This is a genomic window from Pseudoalteromonas sp. T1lg75, assembly GCF_002964705.1.
Classification (GTDB): Bacteria; Pseudomonadota; Gammaproteobacteria; order Enterobacterales; family Alteromonadaceae; genus Pseudoalteromonas.
The window spans coordinates 262,740-287,695 of record NZ_PQCD01000053.1 but is presented as its reverse complement, the minus strand read 5'-3'; the positions used below and the strand labels follow the sequence as shown (position 1 = coordinate 287,695).

Genomic DNA, 24,956 nt, shown 5'->3' with positions numbered 1-24,956 from the left:
CAATTCAAGCTTCGCAAATTAATTAACTGCGTCTTTAAGCGCTTTGCCTGCTTTGAACGAAGGAATGGTTGCAGCAGCAATTTGAATTTCTTCGCCAGTTTGTGGGTTACGGCCGGTGCGAGCAGCACGCTCACGTACAGAAAAAGTACCGAAACCAACTAGGGCAACTGAATCGCCTTCTTTAAGTGCATTTGATACTGACTCAATGAATGAATCCAACGCACGACCGGCAGCCGCTTTAGAGATATCAGCATCAGCTGCGATTTGATCGATTAATTGAGACTTATTCACAATATCATCCCCTTACATTGTTATTATCCAGAGCGACTCAGCTTGTGAAAAGTGTACAGCTTGAGAGCATCTCTGTGCTATTAAATTTAGAAAAGAACGCATCCTTTCCAAACGCCTTAATCGTCTTGAAACCTAGGCCACACAAGGCCTAGGCTCAAATCCAGTGCCTAACTTATCACACCTTAGTGATTTGAAAAGCCCTTTACGATATTTTTTTACTATTTTTACTCACTTTTTGCGCAATCAAGGCTAAAACGCTCGATTGGCTGGGCTAAAGCAAGCTCCAACACCTCGTCAATCCATTGCACAGGGTGAATAGCTAGGCCTTCGCGAACATTCTCAGGGATTTCTTTTAAGTCGCGTTCATTCTTTTGCGGAATGATCACCGTCTTAATGCCGCCTCGGTGTGCCGCCAGCAGCTTCTCTTTTAAGCCGCCGATAGGCAATACTTCACCGCGCAGTGTAATTTCACCTGTCATGGCCACATCCGAGCGCACCGGGTTCCCTGTGAGACTAGACACCAAGGCAGTCACCATAGCGATACCCGCACTTGGGCCGTCTTTCGGCGTTGCCCCTTCAGGCACGTGCACATGAATGTCACGCTTCTCGTGGAAGTCCGAACTAATACGCAGCTTTTCGGCACGATAGCGTACTACCGTCATGGCCGCTTGAATCGACTCTTTCATGACATCGCCCAAGGAGCCGGTGTAACTTAGTTTGCCCTTGCCTGGTACCGCAGATGATTCTATGGTTAGCAAATCGCCGCCCACTTCGGTCCACGCCAAACCGGTTACCTGACCAATGCGGTCATCACCTTCGGCCTTACCATAATCATGACGCTGCACCCCGAGGTATTCCTCCAGGTTATTATCGTCTATGGTGATATGCTCCAGGCTCTTATCAAGTAGAATGTTTTTCACCGCTTTGCGACATAGTTTAGAAATTTCACGCTCGAGACCACGTACGCCCGCTTCGCGGGTGTAGTAACGAATAATGCCGATGATGGCGCTGTCGTCTATGGTCAGCTCTTTTTCTTTTAAACCATTGCGCTTAATCTGCTTAGGAATAAGGTGCTGCTTGGCGATATTAAGCTTCTCGTCTTCGGTATAACCGGACAGACGGATCACTTCCATACGGTCCAACAAGGGGCCAGGAATATTAAAGCTGTTGGAGGTCGCCACGAACATCACATCCGACAGATCGTAATCCACCTCAAGGTAATGATCCGCAAAGGTGCTGTTTTGCTCTGGGTCTAATACCTCAAGCAATGCCGATGACGGGTCGCCACGCATATCCGATGACATCTTATCGATTTCATCAAGCAGGAACAGCGGGTTGCGTACGCCGACCTTGGTCATATTCTGAATCAATTTACCTGGCATAGAACCTATGTAGGTACGGCGGTGACCACGGATCTCCGCTTCATCACGAACGCCACCTAAGGCCATGCGCACATACTTACGACCGGTAGCGCGGGCAATACTCTGCCCCAGCGAGGTTTTACCTACACCCGGTGGCCCTACTAAACACAGAATCGGCCCTTTGAGCTTATTGGTACGCTGCTGCACCGCGAGGTATTCGATGATGCGGTCTTTAACCTTTTCTAAACCGTAATGGTCAGAATCGAGGATCTTCTGCGCCCCGGCCAGGTCTTTTTTCACCTTCGACTTTTTCTTCCACGGCACATTGGTGATGGTCTCGATGTAGGAGCGCACAACCGTGGCTTCGGCCGACATCGGCGACATCATTTTCAGCTTTTTCAGCTCGCCCATGGCCTTTTCTTCGGCCTCGGCCGGCATGCCCGACTCGGCTATTTTCTTTTGCAGCCCTTCGAACTCGTCTGGCACATCTTCCATCTCACCGAGCTCTTTCTGAATGGCTTTCATCTGCTCGTTGAGATAATACTCACGCTGCGATTTTTCCATCTGCTTTTTCACCCGGGCGCGGATTTTCTTCTCGACCTGTAATAGATCGATTTCACCTTCCATCATCGCCATCAGGTATTCCAGACGCTCGGTCACATCGCTGATCTCAAGCACCTTTTGCTTTTCCGGCACCTTAATCGGCATATGTGCTGCCATGGTGTCGGCCAAACGTGCCGGCTCTTCAATGCCGGACACCGAGGTCAGTACCTCGGGCGGGATCTTTTTATTCAGTTTGACGTAGCCTTCGAATTGGCTCACCGCACTGCGAATAAAGATTTCGTGCTCACGCTCGTCGATATCGCTAGAGGGAATGTACTCAACCTCGGCAACAAAGAAGTCATCTTCTTGGGTGTATTTTTCGATGCGCGCACGCTGGGTGCCTTCAACGAGCACCTTAACCGTGCCGTCGGGCAGCTTTAATAGTTGTAAAACGCTGGCAACCGTACCAACGGTATAAATTTCTTCACTGGTTGGATCGTCTACCGAGGCGTCTTTTTGCGCCACTAGGAAAATCTGTTTGTCTTTATCCATCGCTGCCTCAAGACAGCGAATCGACTTTTCGCGACCGACAAATAGCGGGATCACCATGTGGGGATAGACCACCACGTCCCTTAATGCCAGTACTGGAATTTCAACGCGATCCGTTCTTTCAAGCGTCATACTAACTCTCTTCGGACTTCTCAAAATTTAACAATTACCCAAGTATATGGGGATTGGCGGGGCAAAGTTCAACAAATTTATAAAAAAAGGAGCCTTAGGCTCCTTTTTAAATTCAATTGCTTAGTTTTTATTCTGATGCAGCCTTATCCTGACTGTTATTTTCATAGATAAGGATGGGGTCGGACTCACCTTTGATCACGGTTTCGTCGATTACTACCTTGCTGACATCTTCCATAGACGGTAACTCGTACATGGTATCAAGCAAGACACCCTCAACAATTGAACGTAAACCACGGGCACCGGTTTTACGCTCCATGGCTTTATGAGCAATGGCTTTTAGTGCGTCTTCACGGAACTCCAGTTCAACATTTTCCATCGCAAACAAGGAGGCAAACTGTTTCGTTAAGGCGTTTTTCGGCTCATTCAAGATCTGAATCAGCGCATCTTCGTCTAACTCTGTCAGTGTTGCTACCACGGGAAGACGACCGATAAATTCTGGGATCAAACCATATTTAACCAGATCTTCCGGCTCCACGTCTCTAAAAGACTCGCTTAGGCTGCGCTCGGCACTGCTCGATTTCACATTGGCACCAAAGCCAATACCCGTGTTCTTGGCACTGCGTTGCTCGATAACCTTATCAAGACCGGCAAAGGCACCACCACAGATAAAGAGGATCTTAGAGGTGTCTACCTGCAAGAACTCCTGCTGCGGATGCTTACGGCCGCCTTGCGGTGGAACTGAGGCAACCGTACCTTCAATCAGTTTCAGTAGCGCTTGCTGCACGCCCTCACCGGACACATCTCGGGTGATAGACGGGTTATCCGACTTACGAGAAATCTTGTCGATTTCATCGATATAGACGATACCACGCTGCGCTTTCTCAACGTCGTAATCACATTTTTGCAGTAGTTTTTGGATGATGTTTTCAACATCCTCACCCACATAACCGGCTTCGGTTAAGGTGGTGGCGTCGGCCATGGTAAAAGGCACATCCAATAGGCGCGCCATGGTCTCGGCCAATAGGGTTTTACCGCTACCGGTTGGACCGATCAGCAAGATATTACTCTTGCCTAATTCAACGCCATCGGTATTACCGGCGTTACGCAGACGCTTATAGTGGTTATAAACCGCAACCGACAGTACTTTTTTGGCGTGTTCTTGGCCAATTACATAATCATCTAGGTGAGAGCGGATCTCTTTTGGAACCGGCAACTTGTCAGATGCGTTCGCCTTGGGCGCGATATCCTTAATTTCTTCCCTGATGATGTCGTTACACAGGTCAACACACTCATCACAAATATAAACGGATGGGCCTGCGATCAACTTTCGTACTTCGTGCTGAGATTTACCACAAAACGAGCAGTACAGCAGTTTACTTGTCTTTTCGCCGTCTGTTGGTTTATCGGACATTCAGCTACCTCATTCTTTACGCTACGAGCTTTATTACATTGTAGCAAATGGACTTCTTAAACAAATATACCAAACTTTGCGGCGCATTGCGCCGCCAATTGGTTAAAGCGCAGCAATTAGATTACTTGGCGCTGCGTCGATCAAAAACAGAGTCAACCAGACCATATTCAACCGCTGCATCGGCGTTCATAAAGTTGTCACGGTCGGTGTCACGAGAGATCACATCCAAAGGCTGTCCCGTGTGCTCTGCCAACAATCTATTTAGTTTATCTTTGATAGACAGGATTTCTTTAGCGTGAATTTCAAAATCGGATGCCTGACCCTGGAAGCCGCCTAGCGGTTGGTGGATCATCACACGTGAATTAGGCAGACAATGACGCTTACCCTTGGCACCACCAGAAAGCAAAAATGCCCCCATACTGGCCGCTTGACCCACACACAAGGTGCTGACGTCAGGCTTGATAAAATTCATGGTGTCGTAAATAGATATACCTGCGGTGACCGAGCCACCCGGAGAGTTGATATACAGGTGAATGTCTTTTTCTGGATTTTCTGATTCCAAGAATAGCAACTGGGCCACAATCAGATTGGCCATATGGTCTTCAACCGGACCCGTTAAAAAGATGATTCGCTCTTTAAGAAGGCGCGAGTAGATGTCATAAGAGCGTTCTCCCTTAGCGGTTTGTTCTACCACCATGGGAACTAATGCGTTAAGCGGATCTGTCATACCATTGTTCATTATTACTTGATTCCTTAATGAGCGACACAAACTAAAATGGCTCGGTGCTTTGCGAGCAAAGCATACGAGCCATTTAAACGTTGCTTGTAACTTAAGTCAACGACTTATTGAGCCGCCTGCGGGTTCATGATGTCGTCGAACGCAGTTTCTACGTCAGTTACTTTAGCTTTCTCAACGATTGCTTCAATCGCTTGCTCTTCCATGGCAACGTTACGCATTTGCTGCATTAGTTGCTCATTGGCTTTGTAGTATTCAACTACTTCGCTTGGATCTTCGTAAGCAGAAGCCATAGTGCTGATTAGCTCTTCTACTTTCGCGTCGTCAGCCTTGATTTCGCCAGACTTGATCACTTCGCCTAGTAGTAGGCCAGTTTTAACGCGCTTGATAGCTTGCTCTTGGAATAGCTCAGCTGGAAGCTCAGGCATGTTTTGAGCGTCGCCGCCAAAACGCTGTGCAGCTTGCTTGCGAAGTGCGTCGATCTCTTGCTCTACAAGGGCTTTTGGTACTTCGATTTCGTTTTGCGCTAGAAGACCTTCGATCGCTTGCTCTTTAACCTTAGCTTTAACAGCTTGGCTAAGCTCACGGCTCATGTTCTTCTTCACTTCTTCTTTAAGTGCGTCAACACCACCTTCGGTGATACCGAATAGCGCCGCGAACTCTTCGTTAAGTTCTGGAAGCTCTTGTACTTCTACTTTCTTCACAGTGATAGTGAACTGCGCGTCTTTACCTTTTAGGTTTTCAGCGTGGTACTCTTCTGGGAAAGTTACATCGGCAACAACTTCTTCACCGGCTTTCTTACCAACGATGTTGTCTTCGAAACCTGGGATCATACGACCTTGACCAAGTTCAAGTGGGAAGTTCTCAGCTTTACCGCCTTCGAACTCTTCGCCGTCGATAGTACCAACGAAGTCGATAGTAACGCGTGCGTTTTCGCCAGCAGCTTCTTCAGACTCAGTCCATGAAGCGTGTTGCTTACGAAGTGTTTCTAGCATGTTAGCTAGGTCTTCGTCTTTTACTTCAACAACTGGTTGCTCAACTTCGATGTTCTCTAGGCCTTTAAGCTCAACTTCTGGGTAAACTTCAAAAGTGGCTTCAAACTCTAGGTCTTTACCTGCTTCAAGCGCTTTAGGAGCGAAAGTAGGTGCACCGGCTGGGTTGATTTTTTCAGCGATGATGGCATCGATGTAGTTACGCTGCATTAGGTCGCCAGCTACTTCTTGAAGTACCGCTGCGCCGAAGCGTTTTTGGATGATAGAAACTGGTACTTTACCCGGACGGAAACCGTCGATACGCTGAGTTTTAGACAATTGTTGTAAGCGTTTTTTAACTTCGGTCTCAACGTTCGCTGAAGGAACAGTGATAGTCAGACGGCGCTCAAGGCCTTGAGTCGTCTCAACAGAAACTTGCATGATTTACCTCAATCTTCAAATATGGCGGCGTTGCGCCTTCGTTACATACACGGCGATCGTTTATCATGGCCACTCACGCAAAATGGCAATTTTGCCGCGGTGATGACGGGGGCGATCCCTATGCCTGCACTGCCCTATGGGCACTTATGTTTAACAATAGACGCGGCATTATAACCTAATATTTATAAGAGTCGAGAGCGCAGGCCGAGAAATTAGCGGATCTGCGGCTATTGGGCATGACTTAGCGCACTTTGCATACAGTTCGCGTCAAATACTTGATCACAATGATACGCTGGAGCTACTTAAATTAAGAGTTATTGCTATCTAAAAGAAAAAAGAGATATTTTTTAGGGGGGAGAACGTGGTTGCGATACAGGATTTTAACCTGCAAGCGATGGGCACAATACCCAAACAAACTGCTTTTTATTTCTTATAAATAAAGTGGTCGGCGATGCAGGATTTGAACCTGCGACCCCTTGGACCCAAACCAAGTGCGCTACCAAGCTGCGCTAATCGCCGATACTCAAATTGTGTTTTCTAAATATGTTTTCGCTTTCACCTTAAGAAAAGGTGGTCGGCGTTGCAGGATTTGAACCTGCGACCCCTTGGACCCAAACCAAGTGCGCTACCAAGCTGCGCTAAACGCCGATATACGTATATTTAGAAAAATGGGGCGACTGACGAGACTTGAACTCGCGACAACCGGAATCACAATCCAGGGCTCTACCAACTGAGCTACAGCCGCCACAATAATGGCGCACCCGGAAGGATTCGAACCTTCGACCGACGGCTTAGAAGGCCGTTGCTCTATCCGACTGAGCTACGGGCGCGGTGCAACGAATACTTCTTCGTGCTCATCAAGTGACACTTCCTAAAGAAAGTGATCGACATGCGGAATTAGATTCTGCGATAGTTTGGATTAAATACCCAAACCAAGACGCTCACTTCACTTTTGAAAAGTGGTCGGCGATGCAGGATTTGAACCTGCGACCCCTTGGACCCAAACCAAGTGCGCTACCAAGCTGCGCTAATCGCCGATACTTGTTTTGCCTGAGGTTTCGAACTCGACCCCTCGTTGACAACGGGGTGCATAATAGTGATTTGACCTGGCGAGGTCAAACATTTTTTTCGCTGCCGTGGTGCGTTTGCTTATTTTTAACCCGCTTTGATTAAGTTTTAACGAATTTGTTCGATATTTTATCAATTTAGCCCATAAAACAGTGCTTTCCTATAGCTCACAGCTTGGCTAGGCAGCGCTTTTCTGCGAAAATATTGGTCAAGTTCAGTGTGGTGACCCCTTTTTATACCGCACGGCACTATTATAAGTATTTCGTTCTAATTTCGTGTGACTCTTTAGCGCCCCCTAAAAAGCACACTAACCCCAATTAAAGGTTACTCATGACGGCAAACATCATTGATGGTAAGGCAATTGCAAAGCAAGTTCGCGCCCAAGTGGCAGCGCGTGTTGCCGAACGTAAAGAGCAAGGTCTGCGCGCACCCGGCCTAGCGGTTGTACTGGTAGGTCAGGATCCGGCAAGCCAGGTTTATGTTGGCTCTAAGCGTAAGGCCTGTGAAGAAGTAGGTTTTGTTTCTAAGTCTTACGATCTGCCTGGTGATACCAGCGAACAACAACTTCTAGATTTAGTTGACCAGCTTAATGCCGATCCTGAGGTTGATGGCATCCTAGTGCAATTGCCGCTTCCAGAGGGCCTCAATGCCGAGAAAGTGTTGGAGCGCATTACCCCACATAAAGATGTGGATGGCTTCCATCCTTATAATATTGGTCGCCTAGCCCAGCGCATGCCGGCGCTACGCCCTTGTACGCCAAAAGGCATTATTACCCTGCTAGACTCAACTGGCGTTCGCTATAAAGGCATGCACGCGGTTGTGGTTGGCGCCTCGAACATTGTTGGCCGTCCTATGTCTCTTGAGCTACTCTTGGCTGGCTGTACAACCACTGTGTGTCATAAGTTCACTCAAGACTTAGAAGCCCACGTACGCCGTGCCGACTTAGTGGTAGTGGCCGTAGGTAAGCCGGAGTTTATTCCTGGTGAATGGATCAAAGAAGGCGCCCTGGTGATCGATGTGGGCATTAACCGTTTAGATAACGGCACCTTGGTAGGCGATGTAGCCTATGACGTTGCCAGTCAACGCGCCAGCTACATCACACCGGTGCCAGGTGGTGTGGGCCCAATGACGGTTGCCAGCCTGATTGAAAACACCTTGGAAGCCTGTGAAAACTATCACAGCTAAGTAATAGTGTTAATCACGCCAAAGGCCAGCTTTAAATGCTGGCCTTTTTGTTTCCCCATCGCGTACGCAATAACTGCACCCCTTGTGGCGCCACCGAAAAAACTATCATCGCCATCATCAGGGCATATTGCCAACCTTGATACGTCTCTGCCAATAGCAACACCGCCGTCACTATACCTGCGATGGGATTAGCTATGGTGCCAAAGGTGAACTCCACCACCGACATGCGCCCTAACAACCATACATACAGGCTGTATGCCACTGCGGTATTAGGCAGCACGAGCCACACTATTGCCTGCCATTGTTGGTTTGCTATCGGCTCCTGAAGCACCGCATAAGCGTGAGGCTGAAAATAAAGTGCTTGGACAATAGCGGCGCAGGCAAGTAACCCGCCGCCAAGTATCAGTTGCCAGGTCAATACCGTCCACCAATGAATATGCAGGGAAAACTTTTGCACTAAGGCACTGCCAACCACAATACACAGCATGGAGGCAAATAACGCCACCATGCCTATCAGGGTTAAACTCACCTCTTGCGGGTCAAATAAGAGCCAGGCCAAAAACACTAGAGACAGGGCGCAAATGGCTTGGATGATGGCCGGTCGCTGCCCTTTTACCAACCAGGCATAAAGCAGTGCGACCACGGGCACGGAAACCATGCCAACCCCGGCAATGGCAGCTGGCAAATTAACCGCCATCACAAAGATACAGGCAAAAAACAGAGCGATATTCACCGCAGCCAAAAGCAGCAAGGGGCGCCACTGCCCGGCTTTGGGCAAAGAGGGTTTAAGAAACCACAGCACAATCCCTGCCGGTAAAGCTCGCAAGGCACCAAGTAAAATGGGTGGCCAGTCGGGCATGGCGTACTTGGTGACCGCATAGGTGGTTCCCCATAAGAAGGCGGGGATCATGGCAAGAAAAATATTCATTCGGATTCCTGATTGATAATAACGGCAGCCAGGCTAAAACCTTTATACCAATTCTGTTAAGTATGTGATCAGATATAGCGCTGGATAAATGATAGGACCACAAGGCGGAATTTTTCTTATGTAGTTATTCTACATCGAAAAATTCCAACACAGTGAGCATGATATTTAGCCCACTAGAATGATTAGCTATTTAAGTGAATTGGTATTAGCTTGAGGTCAAGACAGAAACGACAAACAAAAACGCCGCGAACAAATGCGCGGCGTTTTTAACAAGGCGTTATACCTTTGCGTTTACGCTTTACGCCAGGTGGTTTTACCGGCACTGTCTTCAAGCACCACACCCAAGGCCGTAAGCGCATCACGGGCTTCATCCGCTGCTGCCCAGTCTTTGTTCTCACGGGCCAGACGACGCTGTTCAATCAGCGCTTCGATGTGCGCCGCCTCATCGTCGTCTTGCTCACCCTGAAGGAAAGCTGCTGGGTCTTGCTGAGCAATACCTAATACTTCCGCCAGCTTAACCAGCAGGTAAGCATGTTGGCCCGCCGCTGGGGCATCTTCACCCTTAAGGCGGTTCACTTCTTTTGCCAGCTCGAATAACACAGGCAAGGCTTCCGGCGTATTGAAGTCATCATTCATGGCCGCTTCAAAACGCGCCGCATACTTGTTGCCTTTAAGCTCAATCTCAACCGGCTCAACATCACGTAAGGCGGTGTAGATACGCTCCAAGGATGCACGAGCCTGCTCCAGGTTTTCCTGCGAGTAGTTCAACTGGCTGCGATAATGACCATTGATCAGGAAGTAGCGCACGGTTTCCCGATCGTAGGCTTTTAATACTTCACGCACGGTAAAGAAGTTGCCTAATGACTTAGACATCTTTTCTTTATTTACCTGCACCATACCGGTATGGATCCAAGTTTTCACATAGCGGCCATTGTTAGCACAGCACGACTGGGCAATTTCGTTCTCATGGTGTGGGAACTGCAGATCCGAACCACCGCCGTGAATATCAAAGTATTCGCCTAGGTGCTTAGAGCTCATGGCCGAACATTCGATATGCCAGCCCGGGCGACCTTCACCCCAAGGTGACGACCAGCTTGGCTCACCGGCCTTGGCTTTTTTCCATAGCACGAAGTCCAAAGGATCGTCTTTGCCTTCGGCAACTTCGACACGCGCACCGGCCTGAAGCATCTCCAAGTCCTGCTGTGAAAGCTTGCCGTAATCGTTGAAGCTGGAAACATCGAACAGCACGTCGCCGCTTTGCGCTACATAAGCGTGCCCTTTGGCAATCAAACGCTCAATCATGGCGATGATATCGTCCATATGACCGGTTACCGTAGGCTCGATATCCGGCGCAAGGATATTAAGGGCATCAAAGTCTTCATGCATGGAGGCCGTCATACGCTTGGTTAAAGCGTCGATGGGCTCTTTGTTCTCATTGGCACGGGCGATGATCTTATCGTCGACATCGGTAATGTTGCGCACATAGGTGACATCATAGCCAAGGTAACGCAAATAACGGTTCATCACGTCGAACGACACATAAGTACGGGCGTGGCCAACGTGGCAATAATCGTAAATGGTGATCCCACACACATACATGTCCACTTTATTGGCATTCAAGGGCTCAAAGTGTTCTTTTTGACGTGAAAGTGTGTTGTATATCTGCAACATTACAAGGGGATCCTATCGGTTATATTAATGGCGTTATCTTACCATCGCGCATGGCAAGCCGCCACCGCGCAAAAGGCTAAAAGCAACAAAATTAAAGGACTTAATGGCCCTATCCTCCCTTAGTAGATTGAGAGTTTCACCACCGTGGGATAAAATAACCTTTTCACCTTAATACATAGAGAATCATCATGGTTGTATTAGAAACCAATATGGGCACCATTAAGCTGGCGCTATTTGAAACAGAAGCACCAAAAACGGTCGCCAACTTTTTAAACTACGCCAAGTCTGGCTTTTACGATGGCACTATTTTCCACCGTGTTATCGATGGCTTTATGGTTCAAGGTGGTGGTTTTGCACCGGGTATGGACCAAAAGTCTGTGCAAGATCCAATTGAAAACGAAGCTAACAACGGCCTTAGCAATAAAAAAGGCACGGTAGCCATGGCGCGTACGCCGGATCCACATTCTGCGACCGCTCAGTTCTTTATCAATGTTAATGACAATGACTTCCTAAACTTCAGCAGCGAAACGTCACAAGGCTGGGGCTACTGTGTCTTCGCAGAAGTAGTAGAAGGCATGGACGTGGTAGAGAAGATTAAAGGCGTAGCCACTGGCTCTGCTGGCTTCCACCAGGATGTACCACTTGAAGATGTGGTGATCACTAAGGTTACTGTAGAGTAATACTTTATTAAGCGCGGCTCTGTCGCGCTTTTTGCTATTAAGGGCCCCATGAAACGTACGCTGTTTATTTCCGACCTGCATTTGAGCGCCGCTCAGCCAGATATCACCGCCGCCTTCTTTGAGTTTTTAGATACCCATATAGATGCAGATGTGGATGCGCTTTATATTCTCGGGGATTTTTTCGAAGTCTGGGTTGGTGATGATGCCAATGAAGCACTGAGCGATGATATTGCCACAAGATTAAAAGCGATAAGTGATAGTGGCGTTAAGGTCTACTTTATTCATGGCAACCGTGATTTCCTGCTCGGCCAAAAATACGCGGCCCAAGCGGGCATGACTTTGTTACCCGAGCAAACCGTTATCGACCTTTACGGTACCCAGGTGGTACTGCTCCATGGCGATGAAATGTGTACGCAGGATATCGAATATCAAAAGTTTCGCCGCAAGTCACGCGGTTGGTGGTGGCCGCGCTTAATGCTGGCCATGCCGCTTTGGTATCGCCGCCGCGTTGCCCGCAATGCGCGTATCAAGAGTAAAATGAGCCAGCAAAACAAACGCGCCGAGATTTTAGATGTCGAGCCTAGTGCGGTGCTGGAAACCTTTGCTGCCCATAAGGTGGAGCTGATGATCCACGGCCACACCCACCGCCCCGCTATTCATGACCACGGCGGTAAAACCCGGGTGGTACTCGGTGATTGGTATGAGCACAGCTCCTACATAGTAGCCGATGCTAGCGGTCTTACCCTGTGTCATGGCCATGAGCGCGAGCGTTTGTTCTTTTAGCAACTCGGCCGATAGCTCTGTTTGAATTAAGCCCAGGCGTAATTTGAACCTGGGCTTTTTTGTTTTAGTTAGTCACTTTTAGTTAGGTACTAAGCGGCAACGGGTGCGCCACTGTGAAACTTAAAATCCTCATCCGGTGAAGCAATTAACTCCGCTTCCACCTCACCAAAAAACGCGATGCGCTCGGAAATATCCTCACCGGCGAGAGCCGAAGCCAAGGTGAGGTAATCCTGATAATGACGCGCTTCCGAGCGCAGCAAGGAAATATAAAACTCTCCCAGACGCGTATCCACATGAGGCGCTAACATGGCAAAGCGCTCGCATGAGCGCGCTTCGATATAGGCACCACAGATCAGCTTGTCGATCAGGGCTTGTGGCTCATAGGTACGTACATGGCGCAATAACCCCTTGGCATAACGGCTGGAGGTGATTTTATCGTAGTCGATGCCGCACTCCTGCATGATTTCCAGCACCTGATAGAAGTGGTGCAATTCCTCTTTGATCAGCAGCACCATTTTATCTATGAGGTCCTGGCCATAGGGCACACTAGACTTGGGGATTATGGATTTATTGAGCTTATTGTGATCAGCCAAGGCCTGCCAATCACCCACCTGGCGATAGGTAAAGTCTTCGTAAGGCTTCAGCCACTGCAACAAGGCCTCGCCGCTTTGCTCGTCCACCGCGTAACGGCGAATAAGATACATGGCGCTTTGCGCGGCTTTGAGTTCACAGATCAGGTGATCGGTCAGAATAATGCGCAGATTCTCAGGCTTTTTCGCTTCTTCAACCCAGGATTGCGGCGTTTCACATCCTAAAAACGAATGAATGGGAGCTAATAATTCTTGGTACTTGGCCAGCATAACTTCAATCAATATCTTGGTAATTGGCGCTATTTTACCATATTCGACGCGCTCGGGGACTTTCTTGACAAACGCCAGGCTCTAGACGATACATAAATGAGTGCTGGTGAAAAATAATACAGCCAAAAACCAGTTTATTTAAGGGGTAACTCTATGATTCTAAATCACCTTTGGGGCTTATATGCCCATCCAGTTGAAGAGTGGCAAACCATCGACAATCGCCACGAAAGCCTGCTCTATAGCTTATCGCACATTCTACTCATTGCCTTGATCCCCAGTATCATGGGCTATTATTCGGCAGTTCATTTAGGCTGGAGTGTTGGTACCGGTGATCCGGTTTACCTGACTCACGACAGTGCCTTGATGATCGCTGGCGCCATGTATGCGGCCTTGATTGTCGGCGTATTTGCGCTCGCTTATCTGGCTCATTGGATGGCAAAAACCTTCGGCGCTGAGCCGACCTTCACGCAAACGCTTGAGCTTGCGGCCTATACCTCGACTCCGGTATTTATGGCGGCCTTTGCGGCCTTCTACCCGACTCTGTGGTTTATTGTCTGTGTTGGCCTGGTAGCGCTCAGCTATTCGGTGTATCTACTCTACACCGGTGTGCCGATCCTGATGCATATCCCCTACGAACGCGGTTTTATTTATGCCAGCTCGGTGGTGACCTGTGGTTTGGTGTTACTGGTGATAATCTTGGCTGCTACCGCCATTTTATGGACCAACGGTATCGTCTCACCCATCTTTAGCTAGCTGACTTCAGCCGCTAGCAATAATTTTAAGCAATAAAAAAGGAGCCTGTGGCTCCTTTTTTATTGCTTATGCACGCACTTAATCGTCTTGGTTATGAATTTCCAAGTTGGCCGACATCGCCTTTTCACGACCAGATTTGGCCGAGTCATTACGCAGCTCGTCGATACGATTTAGGTAATCCTGGTTAATATCACCGGTCACATAGTTACCATCGAAAACGGAGGTTTCAAAACGGGTGATTTCCTGGTTCTCTTGCGACACCGCCGCAACCAAATCTTCCAGCGATTGATAGATAAGACCATCGGCGCCAATGCTGGCATTGATGTCTTCTACTTCACGACCATGGGCGATCAATTCGGCGGCCGATGGCATATCGATACCATAGACGTTCGGGAAGCGTACTTCTGGCGCCGCTGAGGCAAAGTACACATTCTTGGCGCCGGCTTCACGGGCCATTTCTACGATCTGGGCCGACGTGGTACCACGAACGATTGAGTCATCAACCAACAAAACGTTTTTGCCTTTAAATTCACGGGCAATGGCGTTGAGCTTACGACGTACCGACTTTTTACGCAGTTCCTGACCCGGCATGATGAAGGTACGACCGATATAACGGTTCTTCACAAAACCCTGGCGGTAAGGCAGTTCAAGTACAGAAGCGATTTCCAATGCGATATCACACGACGTCTCAGGAATTGGGATCACCACGTCAATGTCCTTATCAGCCCATTCACGTTTGATCTTCTCACCCAGCTTGGTGCCCATGTTTACGCGCGTGGCGTATACCGACATATTGTCGATGGTCGAGTCAGGGCGGGCAAAGTATACGAATTCAAAGAGACAGGGGTTGTAAACCGACTTATCGGCACACAATTGTGAGAATAGCTGGCCGTCTTCGGTCACATAAATGGCTTCGCCAGGGGCAACGTCACGGATAACTTCAAAGCCGTCGGTGTCCAGTGCCACGCTCTCTGATGAGAACATGTACTCGGTACCCTTTTCCGTTTCGCGCTTACCAAAGATAAGCGGACGAATACCGTGTGGGTCACGAAACGCCACCATGCCGTGGCCGATGATCATGGCAATCGTGGCGTAACCACCGATCACCTTAGAGTTCACCTCTGAAATCGCGGCAAAGATATCTTCTGCGCCTAATTTCAGCTTATCGCTCTTGCTCAGCTCATGAGCTAACACGTTCAGCAGGATCTCTGAATCCGAGGTGGTATTAACATGACGGCGTGCCTCGTTGAACAGCTGCTCTTTTAGCTGCTCAGCATTAGTCAAGTTACCGTTATGGGCCATGGCAATACCAAATGGCGAGTTCACATAGAAAGGCTGGGCTTCCGCTGAGCTTGATGTGCCCGCGGTTGGGTAGCGCACATGGCCAAGACCGATATTGCCCTGCAGGCGCTTCATGTGCCTTGTATGGAACACATCTTTTACTAAGCCATTGGCCTTGCGCAGACTGAAGGTATTATCTTCAATCGTAATAATACCCGCCGCGTCCTGACCGCGGTGTTGCAAAACAGTTAAGCCATCATACAAAGCCTGATTAACAGGCGATGTTCCGACTATACCAACGATACCACACATTAAATTTTCCTCGCCGATTAACGGTTAGCTGAATTTAAAAAGCTTGAGTTGTGCTCAAGGTAGTCAAAAAACCACTCGATCACAAAGCCAAATTCAGGGATAAGTCGAGATGCGCTCCACCAGTTTGTATTTGGGGCTCCGGTAAAGGCATCGAGAAAGAATAGGACGGCGCTTACGACCAACACGCCACGCAAAGCACCAAACACGATTCCAAAAACGCGATCGGTACCCGACAAACCGGTGCGTTGCACCAATTCACCTAAAATGTAATTTAACAATCCACCCAACAACAGCGTAGAGAAGAACAATATGGCTATCGCTGCGGCATTTCTTAAAAGGGGTTCTGAAATATTGGTTAGGTAGGAAGCTAAATAGGGGTAAAAGATACTGGATACAAAAAACGCAGCGGCCCAAACGGCCAGCGACATCGACTCTTTAATAAAGCCTCGCACTAAGCCAATAATGGTAGACAGTGCAATAATGCCGGCAATGGCGTAATCAACCCAGATCATAATAACCACTAGTCGTTCGTTTGGGGCGCATTCTAGCGGAGCGAGGCGTTAAATACCAGATCATTTTGTTACTTGAAACTGGGTGATGCGACCTTGTAAATTAGTCAGCTTTTGTAACTTAGGCAGTTGCTTTTCAAGGGTTGCCTTACTCAACTCCGGGCCCACCAACACCTTGGTGAGCGTGCCATTAGGCGTTTTCACTTTACGGGTAAAGACCTTAAAACCGTTGTCTTTGAGCTTGGCCATCAAAGCATCGACACTAGCCTGACGAGAAAAGGCCCCTAATTGAACTACGTACGCCATTTGCGTTAAACCGCTTTGTGCCGGACGCTCCAGAGGCTCTTCCTTGTTTAGGGTCGCAACTGTTACGGTGTCATTTTCAGCGTCGGCTTGTTGCGGTTTTGGTGATGGCTCATCGGCGGTGTTAGCAACCGAGCCGTCGGCCGAACCTTCAGCCACTAGCTTGTCATCGTCCGGAGCCACTTCTTCTACTGCTTCATCTTTGGGTAGCGCAGCCGCATCGGCCTTGGCAGAGAGGGCCTGCTGTAAGTCGATAGACTTGAACTCAGGGCGCTCGGGAATGGCTTTAAAACCTTCCTTGTAGCGCACCTTGTCTCCATCCAAGATGTTGGGAATAAAAACAATAGCAGCAACAACTACAATAGTGGTTCCGATCAAACGATTAACAAACCCTGAGTTCACTCTTTACAGCCCCTAACTCTCAAAAAATGTGATTGCTTCTGCTACAGTGTAAAACGATCCGAATATAATCAAAAGGCTTTGCTCACAAAGTTGTGGTAAAACCGCCTCAATGGCATCACCAACACACGTATGCGCACCAGCCACATTTACCTGCTTACTCAAGGTCTGTGACAGCTGCTCGGCCTGTGTGCCCCTGGGGTTATCCAAGGTAGCTACATGCCAATAATCGACCACATCCTTCATCGCACCAATCACATCATCATGCTCTTTGTCGGCCAACATGCCAACCACGGCATAGATAGTAAGCCCTTGTTGCTTAAAGGATTGTAAACGCTTGGCGAGAAAACGTGCAGATTCGCGGTTATGGGCCACATCCGTAACCACCAGTGGCTTTTCGCTCAAGGTCTGGAAACGCCCGGTGACTTTCAGGGCCTTGAGACAATCGGCGATCACCGTAATATCCGGTAATAGGTTGAGTTTATAGAGTACGCTCAGCGCCGTAGCGGCGTTTTGCGCCGGAATGGCCGGTTGCGCAAAGCACAGATCATAATCGTCCATTTGCCAGCTAAAGGTGACCTCATCTTCGCTGAAATGAAAATCACGACGGGATAAACAGAGGTCGGCGCCAATTTCCTCACCGTAATCGACTACGGTATGGGGTATATCCAAATCGCCCACAATCGCAGGCACACCGGTGCGGAAAATACCGGCCTTGTCATAGCCTACCAATTCGCGGGTATCGCCCAGGTATTCTTTATGATCCAGGTCTACCGTGGTGATCACGCTGGCAACGGGAGTGACGATATTGGTGGCGTCATAACGCCCGCCTAAGCCTACTTCCATCAGCACATAGTCAACATCCATGCGCTTAAAGATGTGTAGCGCCCCTAAGGTGCCGTATTCAAAATAGGTGAGTGCGGTATCCCCTCGCCCTTGCTCAAGCGCGCTGAAGGCATCCACATGGACTTGGTCGTCAAGCTCGGCGCCGTTAATACGCACCCGCTCGTTATATCGAATCAAATGAGGCGAGGCATAGGTACCGACGCTATAGCCCTGGGCTAACAAGAGCGCTTCCAGGCATTGTGCTGTGGTGCCCTTGCCGTTGGTGCCGGCGATAAGAATGATTTTGCTGCGGGTATCAAGCAGGCCAATTTGCTCTGCCACGCGCTGGACGCGCTCGAGGCCCATTTCAATATTGGCAGGATGGATCTGCTCTAAATAACAAAGCCAATCATCTAGGCTAGATGATTGGCTCGGTTTCGAATCTGACATAGGTAAGTTTCTAGATTGCCGAGAAATTTACGCTACTCTATGCTCTTGTTCAGTAGAAGGCAAGTTCATTAACTTGGCCAGCAGACGCGCTAAGGTGTCACGCATTTCGCGGCGGTCAACGATCATGTCGATGGCACCGTGCTCCAATAAGAACTCACTGCGTTGGAAACCATCAGGCAGGGTTTCACGTACAGTTTGCTCGATTACGCGTGGACCGGCGAAACCGATAAGTGCCTTTGGCTCAGCCACGTTAACGTCACCTAGCATGGCTAATGACGCCGATACACCACCCATGGTTGGGTCGGTCAATACCGAAATAAACGGCAAGCCCTTTTCGCTCATCTTCGCCAGTGCAGCACTGGTTTTCGCCATCTGCATCAGTGACATAAGCGCTTCTTGCATACGAGCACCGCCCGACGCAGAGAAGCACACCAGTGGCATGTTGTGCTCTAAACACACATTCACGGCTTCAACGAAACGCGCACCCACTACCGAGCCCATTGAACCACCCATGTAGGCGAATTCAAATGAAACAGCAGCTACCGGAATACCCTTAAGCTGGCCTTTCATGGCCACTAGAGCATCTTTCTCACCGCTGCTCTTTTGTGCAGCGTTGATGCGATCTGAATACTTTTTCGAGTCTTTAAATTTCAAGACATCTTTAGGCTCATGCTGAGCGCCCAACTCGGTGCGACCGGCGTCGTCTAGGAATAGCTCCAGACGCTTACGGGCGGTGATACGCATGTGGTGGTCACACTTAGGACACACGTTCATCGCTTTTTCTAGCTCAGCCTTATAAAGGATGGCGTCACACGAAGTACATTTAGCCCAAACACCTTCTGGGATCTCTTTTTTGCCCGAAGACTTGGTTGTTTTTGGTAAGATCTTTTCTAACCAGCTCATTTGCAACTCTCTTAATGCTTGTTAGTAGCGGGGCAGATGCACCACCCCAAAATTAGCCGATAAATTAGCACAATTAAAACATGAATTTAGTTGCTTAGATATAAAAAACTGGTCGGTGTAGTCCAAACTACCGACCTCTCATGCTTAATTATTAGGTAAAAACAGAGGCCCCAAGGGCGTAGAGGGTATCTGCCACTTCTCGGGATAGTCGACATCAACGAGGTACAGCCCGTTAGGCTTGGCGGTGGCGCTGGCCTGGGTGCGGTCTTTAATCTGCAACAAGTGTTGCATCCAGTCGGGTTCTTGTGCCCCCACACCTATGTCCATCAGACAGCCGGTGATATTACGCACCATATGGTGCAAAAACGCGTTGGCCTTAATATCGACGACTATGTAATCCCCCACCCGCTCAACGTTAAGATGATGAATATTGCGAAACGGCGTGTTCGACTGACAATGCACCGCCCTAAATGAGGTAAAGTCTTGCTCGCCCAGCATATAGTGACAAGCGGCCTGCATGCGCTCGGCATCCAAAGGGTGATGATAATGGGTCACACCGGAGCGTAAAATACCCGGTCTGTAGGGATGATTGTAGATAACATAACGATAACGGCGAGCGGTGGCACTAAAGCGGGCGTGAAACTCGTCATCCGTTTGCATGGCGTAACGCACGGCAATGTCGTCGGGCAGTTGCGAGTTCATGCCCAGGGTAAAAGCGCCCATATCACGCTTGGCGTGGGTATCAAAGTGTATAACCTGCCCCGTGGCATGGACACCGGCATCGGTGCGCCCGGCACAGGTGATCTCAACCGGATGATCGCAAATTCGCGATAAGGCCGTTTCAATTTCTTGCTGAATACTGCTGACATGGGACTGGCGCTGCCAACCACTGTAGCGAGCACCGTTATACTCAATTCCTAACGCGACGCGCATTGACACTCTTTTCGTTTGCAAAATTTTCGGCATTTTATCTGCTCTGGCCCTAAATAGCTAATACCAATTCTGTTATGTATGTGAGCAGAGATTGCGCTGGATAAATGATATGTTCACAAGGCGGAATGTTTCTTATGTAGTTATTCTACATAGAAAAATTTCAACGCCGTGAGCATGATATTTAGCCCGCTAGAGTGATTAGCTATTTAAGTGAATTGGTATAGTCCGGCAGCGACAAAAAAAGCAACCTAGGGCTGCTTTTTATCGATTTACAAGCTTACGCCTAGGCACTTAGCTTTGTAGTCGCTCCTTAAGTGCCTGCGCTTCTTGCTGCAAGGTTTGCGGGCCGTTATCAAGCACCTCCTGCAAGGCCTCCAGTGCCGAGTCGACATCATCAATTTCCAAATAGGCACGAGCTAGATCCAGCTTGGCGCTGTAGCCACCGTCTTCGGTATCGACATCGGTTTTCGGTGTATCTTCCAGCAAATCATCGAACTCACCCAGGCCCACATCCATATTGGCATCCTTATAGGGCTCATCATCGAGCTCGGCGTCATCGCTTTGCGCCAATAGTTCATCGATGTCCACATAATTGCCCTCACTGTCGGTGACCGCTTCAGGCGTTACCTCTGCCGGCTGGGCATCATTTGTGTTTTGGGCTGCATCCGCGGCTTCTTCAAGGTCAGCCAGTTCATTATCACCGTCATGCAACAGTGCCTGAAGGTCTAAATCACCGGCAATATCATCCCGCTCCGGCGAGTGTTCCTGTGACTGAGCCGGCGACTCCGCCAATTCGTCGAGCATGGCATCGAAGTCCGTCTCGCTCAGGTCGGCAAGAAAGTCTTCATCCAGTTGCTCATCATCCAGGGCCGAGTCTTCATCATACTCGGCGGCCAACATGGCATCTATATCAAACTCATCGGCGTCGGCCATCGCCTCGCTCAGCTGCTGCTCGGTGGCACTGCTGAACTGCTCATCCATTTCCAGTTCGGGATAATCCTCAAGCTGTGCGCTGGGATTGTTCACATCACCCAAGTCGACTTGTTCGCTAAGAAGGTCGGCGTTACTTTGCGATTCGAGGTCGTCGTCCGCCAACAAGGGATCATCACCCAGGTCGATGTCTAAGTCTGCGTCAACAGCATCGAGAGATGCCGCTGACTCGGCTAAATTGTCACCGGATAGGGCTGTATTTGAGGTCTCGACTGAAAGCTCGGCTGAAGGCATGCTGGCGTCGCCACTGTCTTCTTCCGCTAGAGGCCCGTCCAGCTGCGCCAGTGGATCGTCCCCCGCATCCAAATCGTCGCTCAGTGCCAGCGCCTCGTCCAATTCATCCTCAAGTAGCTGTGCAGATTGCTTGGTGGGTTCAGCTTCATCAAGCTCACTTAAGCCTTCCTCTTCGAGTTCATCAAGCGTGTCGTCGCCTTGCTGAACCTCATCCAGCAAATCATCGATATCGAACTCATCCGCAACCTCTTCTACTACTTCGGCAGAATGCTCGGCTGAAAGCTCAGGCAAGTCCTCGGGTAATACCTCATTTTCTTGCTCGGCTGAGTGCTCAGGTAAATCTTCAGGTAGAAGTTCGGCTGAAAGTTCGGCTGAAAGTTCGGCTGAAAGTTCAGGCAAGTCCTCGGGTAATACCTCATTTTCTTGCTCGGCTGAGTGCTCAGGTAAATCTTCAGGTAGAAGTTCGGCTGAAAGTTCCACTGAAAGTTCATCTGATTGCTCGGCAGAAGGCTCGGCTGAAGGCTCGGCCACAGACTCATCTTGTTCGTCCTGAACTTCGTCAAGTAGATCATCGATATCGAATTCATCCGCGACGTCTTCTACTACTTTGGCTACCTCATTTTCCTGCTCACCCGAGAGTTCAGGTAGATCTTCAGGTAGAAGTTCGGCTGAAAGTTCGGCTGACGGCTCGGCTGAAAGCTCAGATACGTCCTCGGGTAATACCTCATTTTCTCGCTCATCCGAGTATTCGGGTAAATCTTCCGGTAGCGTATCAAGCAAGTCATCAAGAGCAGGCTCCACACTGCTAGGCGCTTCTGTCGCAAACAAGTCATCAATTTCGTCATCACTCAGCGCCTCCATATCGTCGCTGGGCAAATCAAAATTCTGCTGAAGGACCGCTTCCTCCGGGCTAATGTCTTTTTTGCCATCATCGCCAAAAAGCAGATCGTCATCGGCAAGCAGATCATCTAACTCATCTTGTTCTAGCAAGGAGTCTATACTCTTGCCGTCATCATTGTCGTCGTAGAGGGTATCATCGCTGCCCTCATCAAGCTGGATACCCTGCTCTGCGAACATGTCCCCTAAGGGGTCCTCCAAAGGGTCTTCCAACGGCTGGTCTAAAGGGTCATCCAGAGGCTCGTCTAAGGGCTCATCAAGGAAGTCATCCAGGCGTTCCTCAAGAGTGTCATCGAGCGGCAAGTCTTCCAGGGTATCGTCGCCCTTCGACAAATCCAGCTCGTCCAATCCACTCGTAGGCCTAGTCGCTGCAATCGGCTGTGACATGTCCATCAAGGGCTCTTCGGCGACCGGCTTTGAATCCTCGTCCTGGTTGCGCTTTTTCAAGAACACCACCACCAGCGCCAAAATGGCTAGCGCCGGTAAGGTCATCATTAACAGTAAACTCAACCAACCCGGCAGGGCGTTAAACCAGCCGGCATTTTGCTCTTGTTGAATTTGCTGTTGCCGCGCCATGGCCTTACGTTCGGCCATAAATTGCTGTAGCTGTTGCTGCAACTCGGCATCTTTTTCATCGAGTTGCGCCTTAACCTGGGTGAGCTGTTCGGTGATCTTCTGCAATTGTGCTCGCAGACGATCATTGTCCGCCAAGATCGACTCCGCATTGCTTACCGAAGCGCTAAGCTGCTGTTGTAGTTCGATTAAGCGCTCATTTTGCTGCTGTTTCAGCCGCTCCAGTTCTAATTCCAATTCTTGTTTTGCTAGGGCCGTTTGCCGTTGACGCGCGGCACTCGCTTGCTTGTCTGTGGTAGTCGAAGTGGCGCTGGCCCCCGCCTTGTTACCTGCCGCGGAGGCGGTTTTAAGGCCGGCCCACAGCTTGTCATCCAGCTCCGATTTGGCCTTGGCCTGCTGCGGATCAACGGTGCGAATTTCCCTCATTGACGGTATCTGTAAGTAAGCACCGTCACGCATGTGATTGAGGTTGTTATCTAAAAAGGAATTTGGATTCTTTTCATACAGCGCGACCATAACCTGGTACATGGTCACCGAATTGTCCGGGCGCACCTTGGCAGCGATACGCCACAGCGTATCGCTGGGTTTGATGGGACCGATAGCGCGACCTTGCTCGCTATTATCAACCCCTTTGGGGCCGCGAATTTCGGTGCTTTGCGCACTGGCACCCCCATGGCTCAGGGCTAGGAGTAAAAAAAACAGGGTAACTAGAGAGCGCATGCTTTTCCTTTACTAACGTTAAGTGCTGTATTTGCAGGACCGTGGGCAAACGAGCATTTTTTGACGATTCGTTATTATTTTTGAGCTTTATTGCGTTTTATAGCAAGTATTATTCCACCAGCAAACTATAAACCAGATATGGGTGAATATCCACGGCCAAGGTAGCAATTTCAAGGTATATCGAAGCAGTTGATATGTATAAAAAAAGCGGCCATTGGCCGCTCTCTTTTTAGACACAGTTTAGAGGTAATGAGCAATCAGCTCTTCGGCAATCTGTACACTGTTGGTTGCCGCCCCTTTACGGGTGTTATCACTCACCACCCACAGATTTAAACCATGGGGATGGGAGATATCCTGGCGGACACGACCTACATACACGCTGTCGTTGCCGCTGGCATCGGAAACCGGCGTTGGGTAATCATGCTCGTCTTCGATAAGCTCCACACCCGGCGCATCCTGTAATAACTGCTTAACGTGCTCAATGTCCACCGGCATACGGGTTTCTAAATGAATGGCCTCGGCATGACCGAAGAACACAGGCACACGTACCGCGGTTGGGTTTACCATCACTGTTTCATCACCCAGGATCTTCTGTGTTTCCCACACCATCTTCATTTCTTCACGGGTATAGCCATTATCTTCAAAGGCATCGATTTGCGGGATCACGTTAAACGCCATCTGCTTGATGAAGACTTGATTATCCAGAGGACGGCCGTTCATCAGATTAGCGGTTTGTTTTGCCAGCTCGTCAACCGCTTCTTTGCCGGCACCCGACACCGCCTGATAGGTAGAGACGTTAATACGCTCAATGCCATAGGCATCATAGATAGGCTTAAGTGCCACCAGCATCTGAATGGTTGAACAGTTTGGGTTGGCAATAATATTGCGGTTACGAAAGTCCGCCAGACTCGCCGCATTCACTTCTGGCACAATCAGGGGCACGTCATAGTCGTAACGAAACTGTGAGGTATTGTCGATCACCACGCAACCAGCTTCGGCGGCGATAGGCGCGTATTTTTCAGAAACACTGCCACCGGCTGAGAACAAGCCGATATGCGCATTGGCAAAGTCGAATTGCTCAACATCTAGCACCTCAATGGTTTCGCCGTTGAATTCAATCTCTTCACCCGCCGAACGGCTGCTGGCCAATGGGAACAGTTGGTCAACCGGAAATTTTCTTTCCGCCAAGGTCTCTATGATTTGACGGCCCACTAAACCAGTGGCGCCCAATACCGCGACATTATATTTTTGCGACATGTGTCTT

At 49.3% G+C, this 24,956-nt stretch carries 20 protein-coding genes and 5 tRNA genes; 4 read left to right on the top strand and 21 right to left on the bottom strand.

Annotation, left to right across the window (positions count from 1 at the left end; all coding sequences use genetic code 11):
* Positions 1 to 18 precede the first annotated feature (18 nt).
* The 10 genes from hupB to C2M36_RS13875 form a co-directional block, all read right to left on the bottom strand.
* Entirely contained in the window at positions 19 to 291 is a 273-nt protein-coding gene (gene hupB, locus C2M36_RS13920) for a nucleoid-associated protein HU-beta (RefSeq protein WP_105189984.1), read from the bottom strand.
* Between the two features lie 224 nt (positions 292 to 515).
* A complete protein-coding gene (lon, locus tag C2M36_RS13915) occupies positions 516 to 2,876 on the bottom strand; it encodes an endopeptidase La (RefSeq protein ID WP_105255403.1) in 2,361 nt (786 codons plus the stop codon).
* 127 nt (positions 2,877 to 3,003) lie between these two features.
* The gene (gene clpX / locus C2M36_RS13910) at positions 3,004 to 4,287 is read right to left on the bottom strand and encodes an ATP-dependent protease ATP-binding subunit ClpX (RefSeq protein WP_105255402.1); all 1,284 of its coding nucleotides are present in this window, start codon (positions 4,285 to 4,287) and stop codon (positions 3,004 to 3,006) included.
* A 121-nt stretch (positions 4,288 to 4,408) separates the two neighbouring features.
* Positions 4,409 to 5,026 carry an ATP-dependent Clp endopeptidase proteolytic subunit ClpP gene (clpP, locus tag C2M36_RS13905; RefSeq protein WP_105255401.1) on the bottom strand — a complete coding sequence of 206 codons (618 nt, stop codon included), beginning with the start codon at positions 5,024 to 5,026 and terminating at the stop codon, positions 4,409 to 4,411.
* A 104-nt stretch (positions 5,027 to 5,130) separates the two neighbouring features.
* Complete coding sequence (tig, locus tag C2M36_RS13900; RefSeq protein WP_105255400.1) at positions 5,131 to 6,435, bottom strand: trigger factor; 1,305 nt, start codon at positions 6,433 to 6,435, stop codon at positions 5,131 to 5,133.
* Between the two features lie 442 nt (positions 6,436 to 6,877).
* A tRNA-Pro gene (locus C2M36_RS13895) sits at positions 6,878 to 6,954 on the bottom strand.
* Positions 6,955 to 7,006: 52 nt separating this feature from the next.
* Positions 7,007 to 7,083 (bottom strand) — tRNA-Pro (locus C2M36_RS13890).
* A gap of 21 nt (positions 7,084 to 7,104) precedes the next feature.
* Positions 7,105 to 7,180: transfer RNA gene (locus C2M36_RS13885), tRNA-His, on the bottom strand.
* Positions 7,181 to 7,188: 8 nt separating this feature from the next.
* Positions 7,189 to 7,265, bottom strand: a tRNA-Arg gene (locus C2M36_RS13880).
* 130 nt (positions 7,266 to 7,395) lie between these two features.
* Positions 7,396 to 7,472 (bottom strand) — tRNA-Pro (locus C2M36_RS13875).
* Between the two features lie 361 nt (positions 7,473 to 7,833).
* Between C2M36_RS13875 and folD the strand changes: the two genes are divergently transcribed.
* Positions 7,834 to 8,688: a bifunctional methylenetetrahydrofolate dehydrogenase/methenyltetrahydrofolate cyclohydrolase FolD gene (gene folD, locus C2M36_RS13870; RefSeq protein ID WP_105189989.1), complete on the top strand. Its 855-nt coding sequence runs from the start codon at positions 7,834 to 7,836 to the stop codon at positions 8,686 to 8,688.
* Between the two features lie 31 nt (positions 8,689 to 8,719).
* Here folD and C2M36_RS13865 read toward each other — a convergent pair whose 3' ends face one another.
* The gene (locus C2M36_RS13865; protein ID WP_105255399.1) at positions 8,720 to 9,616 is read right to left on the bottom strand and encodes a DMT family transporter; all 897 of its coding nucleotides are present in this window, start codon (positions 9,614 to 9,616) and stop codon (positions 8,720 to 8,722) included.
* 291 nt (positions 9,617 to 9,907) lie between these two features.
* Positions 9,908 to 11,287 (bottom strand): cysteine--tRNA ligase, encoded by a 1,380-nt coding sequence (gene cysS / locus C2M36_RS13860; RefSeq protein WP_105255398.1) that lies wholly within the window; start codon positions 11,285 to 11,287, stop codon positions 9,908 to 9,910.
* Between the two features lie 188 nt (positions 11,288 to 11,475).
* Between cysS and C2M36_RS13855 the strand changes: the two genes are divergently transcribed.
* The gene (locus C2M36_RS13855) at positions 11,476 to 11,967 is read left to right on the top strand and encodes a peptidylprolyl isomerase (protein WP_105255397.1); all 492 of its coding nucleotides are present in this window, start codon (positions 11,476 to 11,478) and stop codon (positions 11,965 to 11,967) included.
* A gap of 48 nt (positions 11,968 to 12,015) precedes the next feature.
* The gene (locus tag C2M36_RS13850; RefSeq protein ID WP_105255396.1) at positions 12,016 to 12,750 is read left to right on the top strand and encodes a UDP-2,3-diacylglucosamine diphosphatase; all 735 of its coding nucleotides are present in this window, start codon (positions 12,016 to 12,018) and stop codon (positions 12,748 to 12,750) included.
* An 89-nt stretch (positions 12,751 to 12,839) separates the two neighbouring features.
* On the opposite strand, the gene miaE is transcribed toward C2M36_RS13850, so the two are convergent.
* Positions 12,840 to 13,610, bottom strand: coding sequence for a tRNA isopentenyl-2-thiomethyl-A-37 hydroxylase MiaE (gene miaE / locus C2M36_RS13845; protein WP_105255395.1), 771 nt, complete (start codon positions 13,608 to 13,610; stop codon positions 12,840 to 12,842).
* A 153-nt stretch (positions 13,611 to 13,763) separates the two neighbouring features.
* Between miaE and C2M36_RS13840 the strand changes: the two genes are divergently transcribed.
* Positions 13,764 to 14,363, top strand: a complete 600-nt coding sequence (locus tag C2M36_RS13840) for a Yip1 family protein (protein WP_105255394.1) — start codon at positions 13,764 to 13,766, stop codon at positions 14,361 to 14,363.
* Positions 14,364 to 14,441: 78 nt separating this feature from the next.
* On the opposite strand, the gene purF is transcribed toward C2M36_RS13840, so the two are convergent.
* From purF to C2M36_RS13800, 8 genes are all read right to left on the bottom strand, one after another.
* Positions 14,442 to 15,956, bottom strand: coding sequence for an amidophosphoribosyltransferase (gene purF, locus C2M36_RS13835; protein ID WP_105255393.1), 1,515 nt, complete (start codon positions 15,954 to 15,956; stop codon positions 14,442 to 14,444).
* Positions 15,957 to 15,973: 17 nt separating this feature from the next.
* Positions 15,974 to 16,468, bottom strand: a complete 495-nt coding sequence (locus tag C2M36_RS13830; protein ID WP_105255392.1) for a CvpA family protein — start codon at positions 16,466 to 16,468, stop codon at positions 15,974 to 15,976.
* A 60-nt stretch (positions 16,469 to 16,528) separates the two neighbouring features.
* Positions 16,529 to 17,170, bottom strand: a complete 642-nt coding sequence (locus C2M36_RS13825; protein WP_105255391.1) for an SPOR domain-containing protein — start codon at positions 17,168 to 17,170, stop codon at positions 16,529 to 16,531.
* A 12-nt stretch (positions 17,171 to 17,182) separates the two neighbouring features.
* A complete protein-coding gene (gene folC, locus C2M36_RS13820; RefSeq protein WP_105255390.1) occupies positions 17,183 to 18,442 on the bottom strand; it encodes a bifunctional tetrahydrofolate synthase/dihydrofolate synthase in 1,260 nt (419 codons plus the stop codon).
* A gap of 27 nt (positions 18,443 to 18,469) precedes the next feature.
* Positions 18,470 to 19,345 carry an acetyl-CoA carboxylase, carboxyltransferase subunit beta gene (gene accD, locus C2M36_RS13815; RefSeq protein ID WP_105199116.1) on the bottom strand — a complete coding sequence of 292 codons (876 nt, stop codon included), beginning with the start codon at positions 19,343 to 19,345 and terminating at the stop codon, positions 18,470 to 18,472.
* A gap of 144 nt (positions 19,346 to 19,489) precedes the next feature.
* Positions 19,490 to 20,278: a tRNA pseudouridine(38-40) synthase TruA gene (truA, locus tag C2M36_RS13810; RefSeq protein ID WP_105255389.1), complete on the bottom strand. Its 789-nt coding sequence runs from the start codon at positions 20,276 to 20,278 to the stop codon at positions 19,490 to 19,492.
* Between the two features lie 291 nt (positions 20,279 to 20,569).
* Positions 20,570 to 23,692 (bottom strand): FimV/HubP family polar landmark protein, encoded by a 3,123-nt coding sequence (locus C2M36_RS13805; protein ID WP_105255388.1) that lies wholly within the window; start codon positions 23,690 to 23,692, stop codon positions 20,570 to 20,572.
* Positions 23,693 to 23,932: 240 nt separating this feature from the next.
* Entirely contained in the window at positions 23,933 to 24,949 is a 1,017-nt protein-coding gene (locus C2M36_RS13800; protein ID WP_105255387.1) for an aspartate-semialdehyde dehydrogenase, read from the bottom strand.
* Positions 24,950 to 24,956: the final 7 nt, after the last annotated feature.

Excerpts from the sequence above, each read along its gene's own strand:
- lon (WP_105255403.1), bottom strand. The coding sequence starts at position 2,876 with ATGACGCTTGAAAGAACGGATCGCGTTGAAATTCCAGTACTGGCATTA.
- folD (WP_105189989.1), top strand. The coding sequence starts at position 7,834 with ATGACGGCAAACATCATTGATGGTAAGGCAATTGCAAAGCAAGTTCGC.
- C2M36_RS13850 (WP_105255396.1), top strand. The coding sequence starts at position 12,016 with ATGAAACGTACGCTGTTTATTTCCGACCTGCATTTGAGCGCCGCTCAG.
- C2M36_RS13805 (WP_105255388.1), bottom strand. The coding sequence starts at position 23,692 with ATGCGCTCTCTAGTTACCCTGTTTTTTTTACTCCTAGCCCTGAGCCAT.
- folC (WP_105255390.1), bottom strand. The coding sequence starts at position 18,442 with ATGTCAGATTCGAAACCGAGCCAATCATCTAGCCTAGATGATTGGCTT.
- miaE (WP_105255395.1), bottom strand. The coding sequence starts at position 13,610 with ATGCTGGCCAAGTACCAAGAATTATTAGCTCCCATTCATTCGTTTTTA.
- purF (WP_105255393.1), bottom strand. The coding sequence starts at position 15,956 with ATGTGTGGTATCGTTGGTATAGTCGGAACATCGCCTGTTAATCAGGCT.
- clpP (WP_105255401.1), bottom strand. The coding sequence starts at position 5,026 with ATGAACAATGGTATGACAGATCCGCTTAACGCATTAGTTCCCATGGTG.
- clpX (WP_105255402.1), bottom strand. The coding sequence starts at position 4,287 with ATGTCCGATAAACCAACAGACGGCGAAAAGACAAGTAAACTGCTGTAC.
- C2M36_RS13855 (WP_105255397.1), top strand. The coding sequence starts at position 11,476 with ATGGTTGTATTAGAAACCAATATGGGCACCATTAAGCTGGCGCTATTT.
- truA (WP_105255389.1), bottom strand. The coding sequence starts at position 20,278 with ATGCGCGTCGCGTTAGGAATTGAGTATAACGGTGCTCGCTACAGTGGT.
- tig (WP_105255400.1), bottom strand. The coding sequence starts at position 6,435 with ATGCAAGTTTCTGTTGAGACGACTCAAGGCCTTGAGCGCCGTCTGACT.
- C2M36_RS13800 (WP_105255387.1), bottom strand. The coding sequence starts at position 24,949 with ATGTCGCAAAAATATAATGTCGCGGTATTGGGCGCCACTGGTTTAGTG.
- C2M36_RS13830 (WP_105255392.1), bottom strand. The coding sequence starts at position 16,468 with ATGATCTGGGTTGATTACGCCATTGCCGGCATTATTGCACTGTCTACC.
- C2M36_RS13865 (WP_105255399.1), bottom strand. The coding sequence starts at position 9,616 with ATGAATATTTTTCTTGCCATGATCCCCGCCTTCTTATGGGGAACCACC.
- cysS (WP_105255398.1), bottom strand. The coding sequence starts at position 11,287 with ATGTTGCAGATATACAACACACTTTCACGTCAAAAAGAACACTTTGAG.
- accD (WP_105199116.1), bottom strand. The coding sequence starts at position 19,345 with ATGAGCTGGTTAGAAAAGATCTTACCAAAAACAACCAAGTCTTCGGGC.
- C2M36_RS13840 (WP_105255394.1), top strand. The coding sequence starts at position 13,764 with ATGATTCTAAATCACCTTTGGGGCTTATATGCCCATCCAGTTGAAGAG.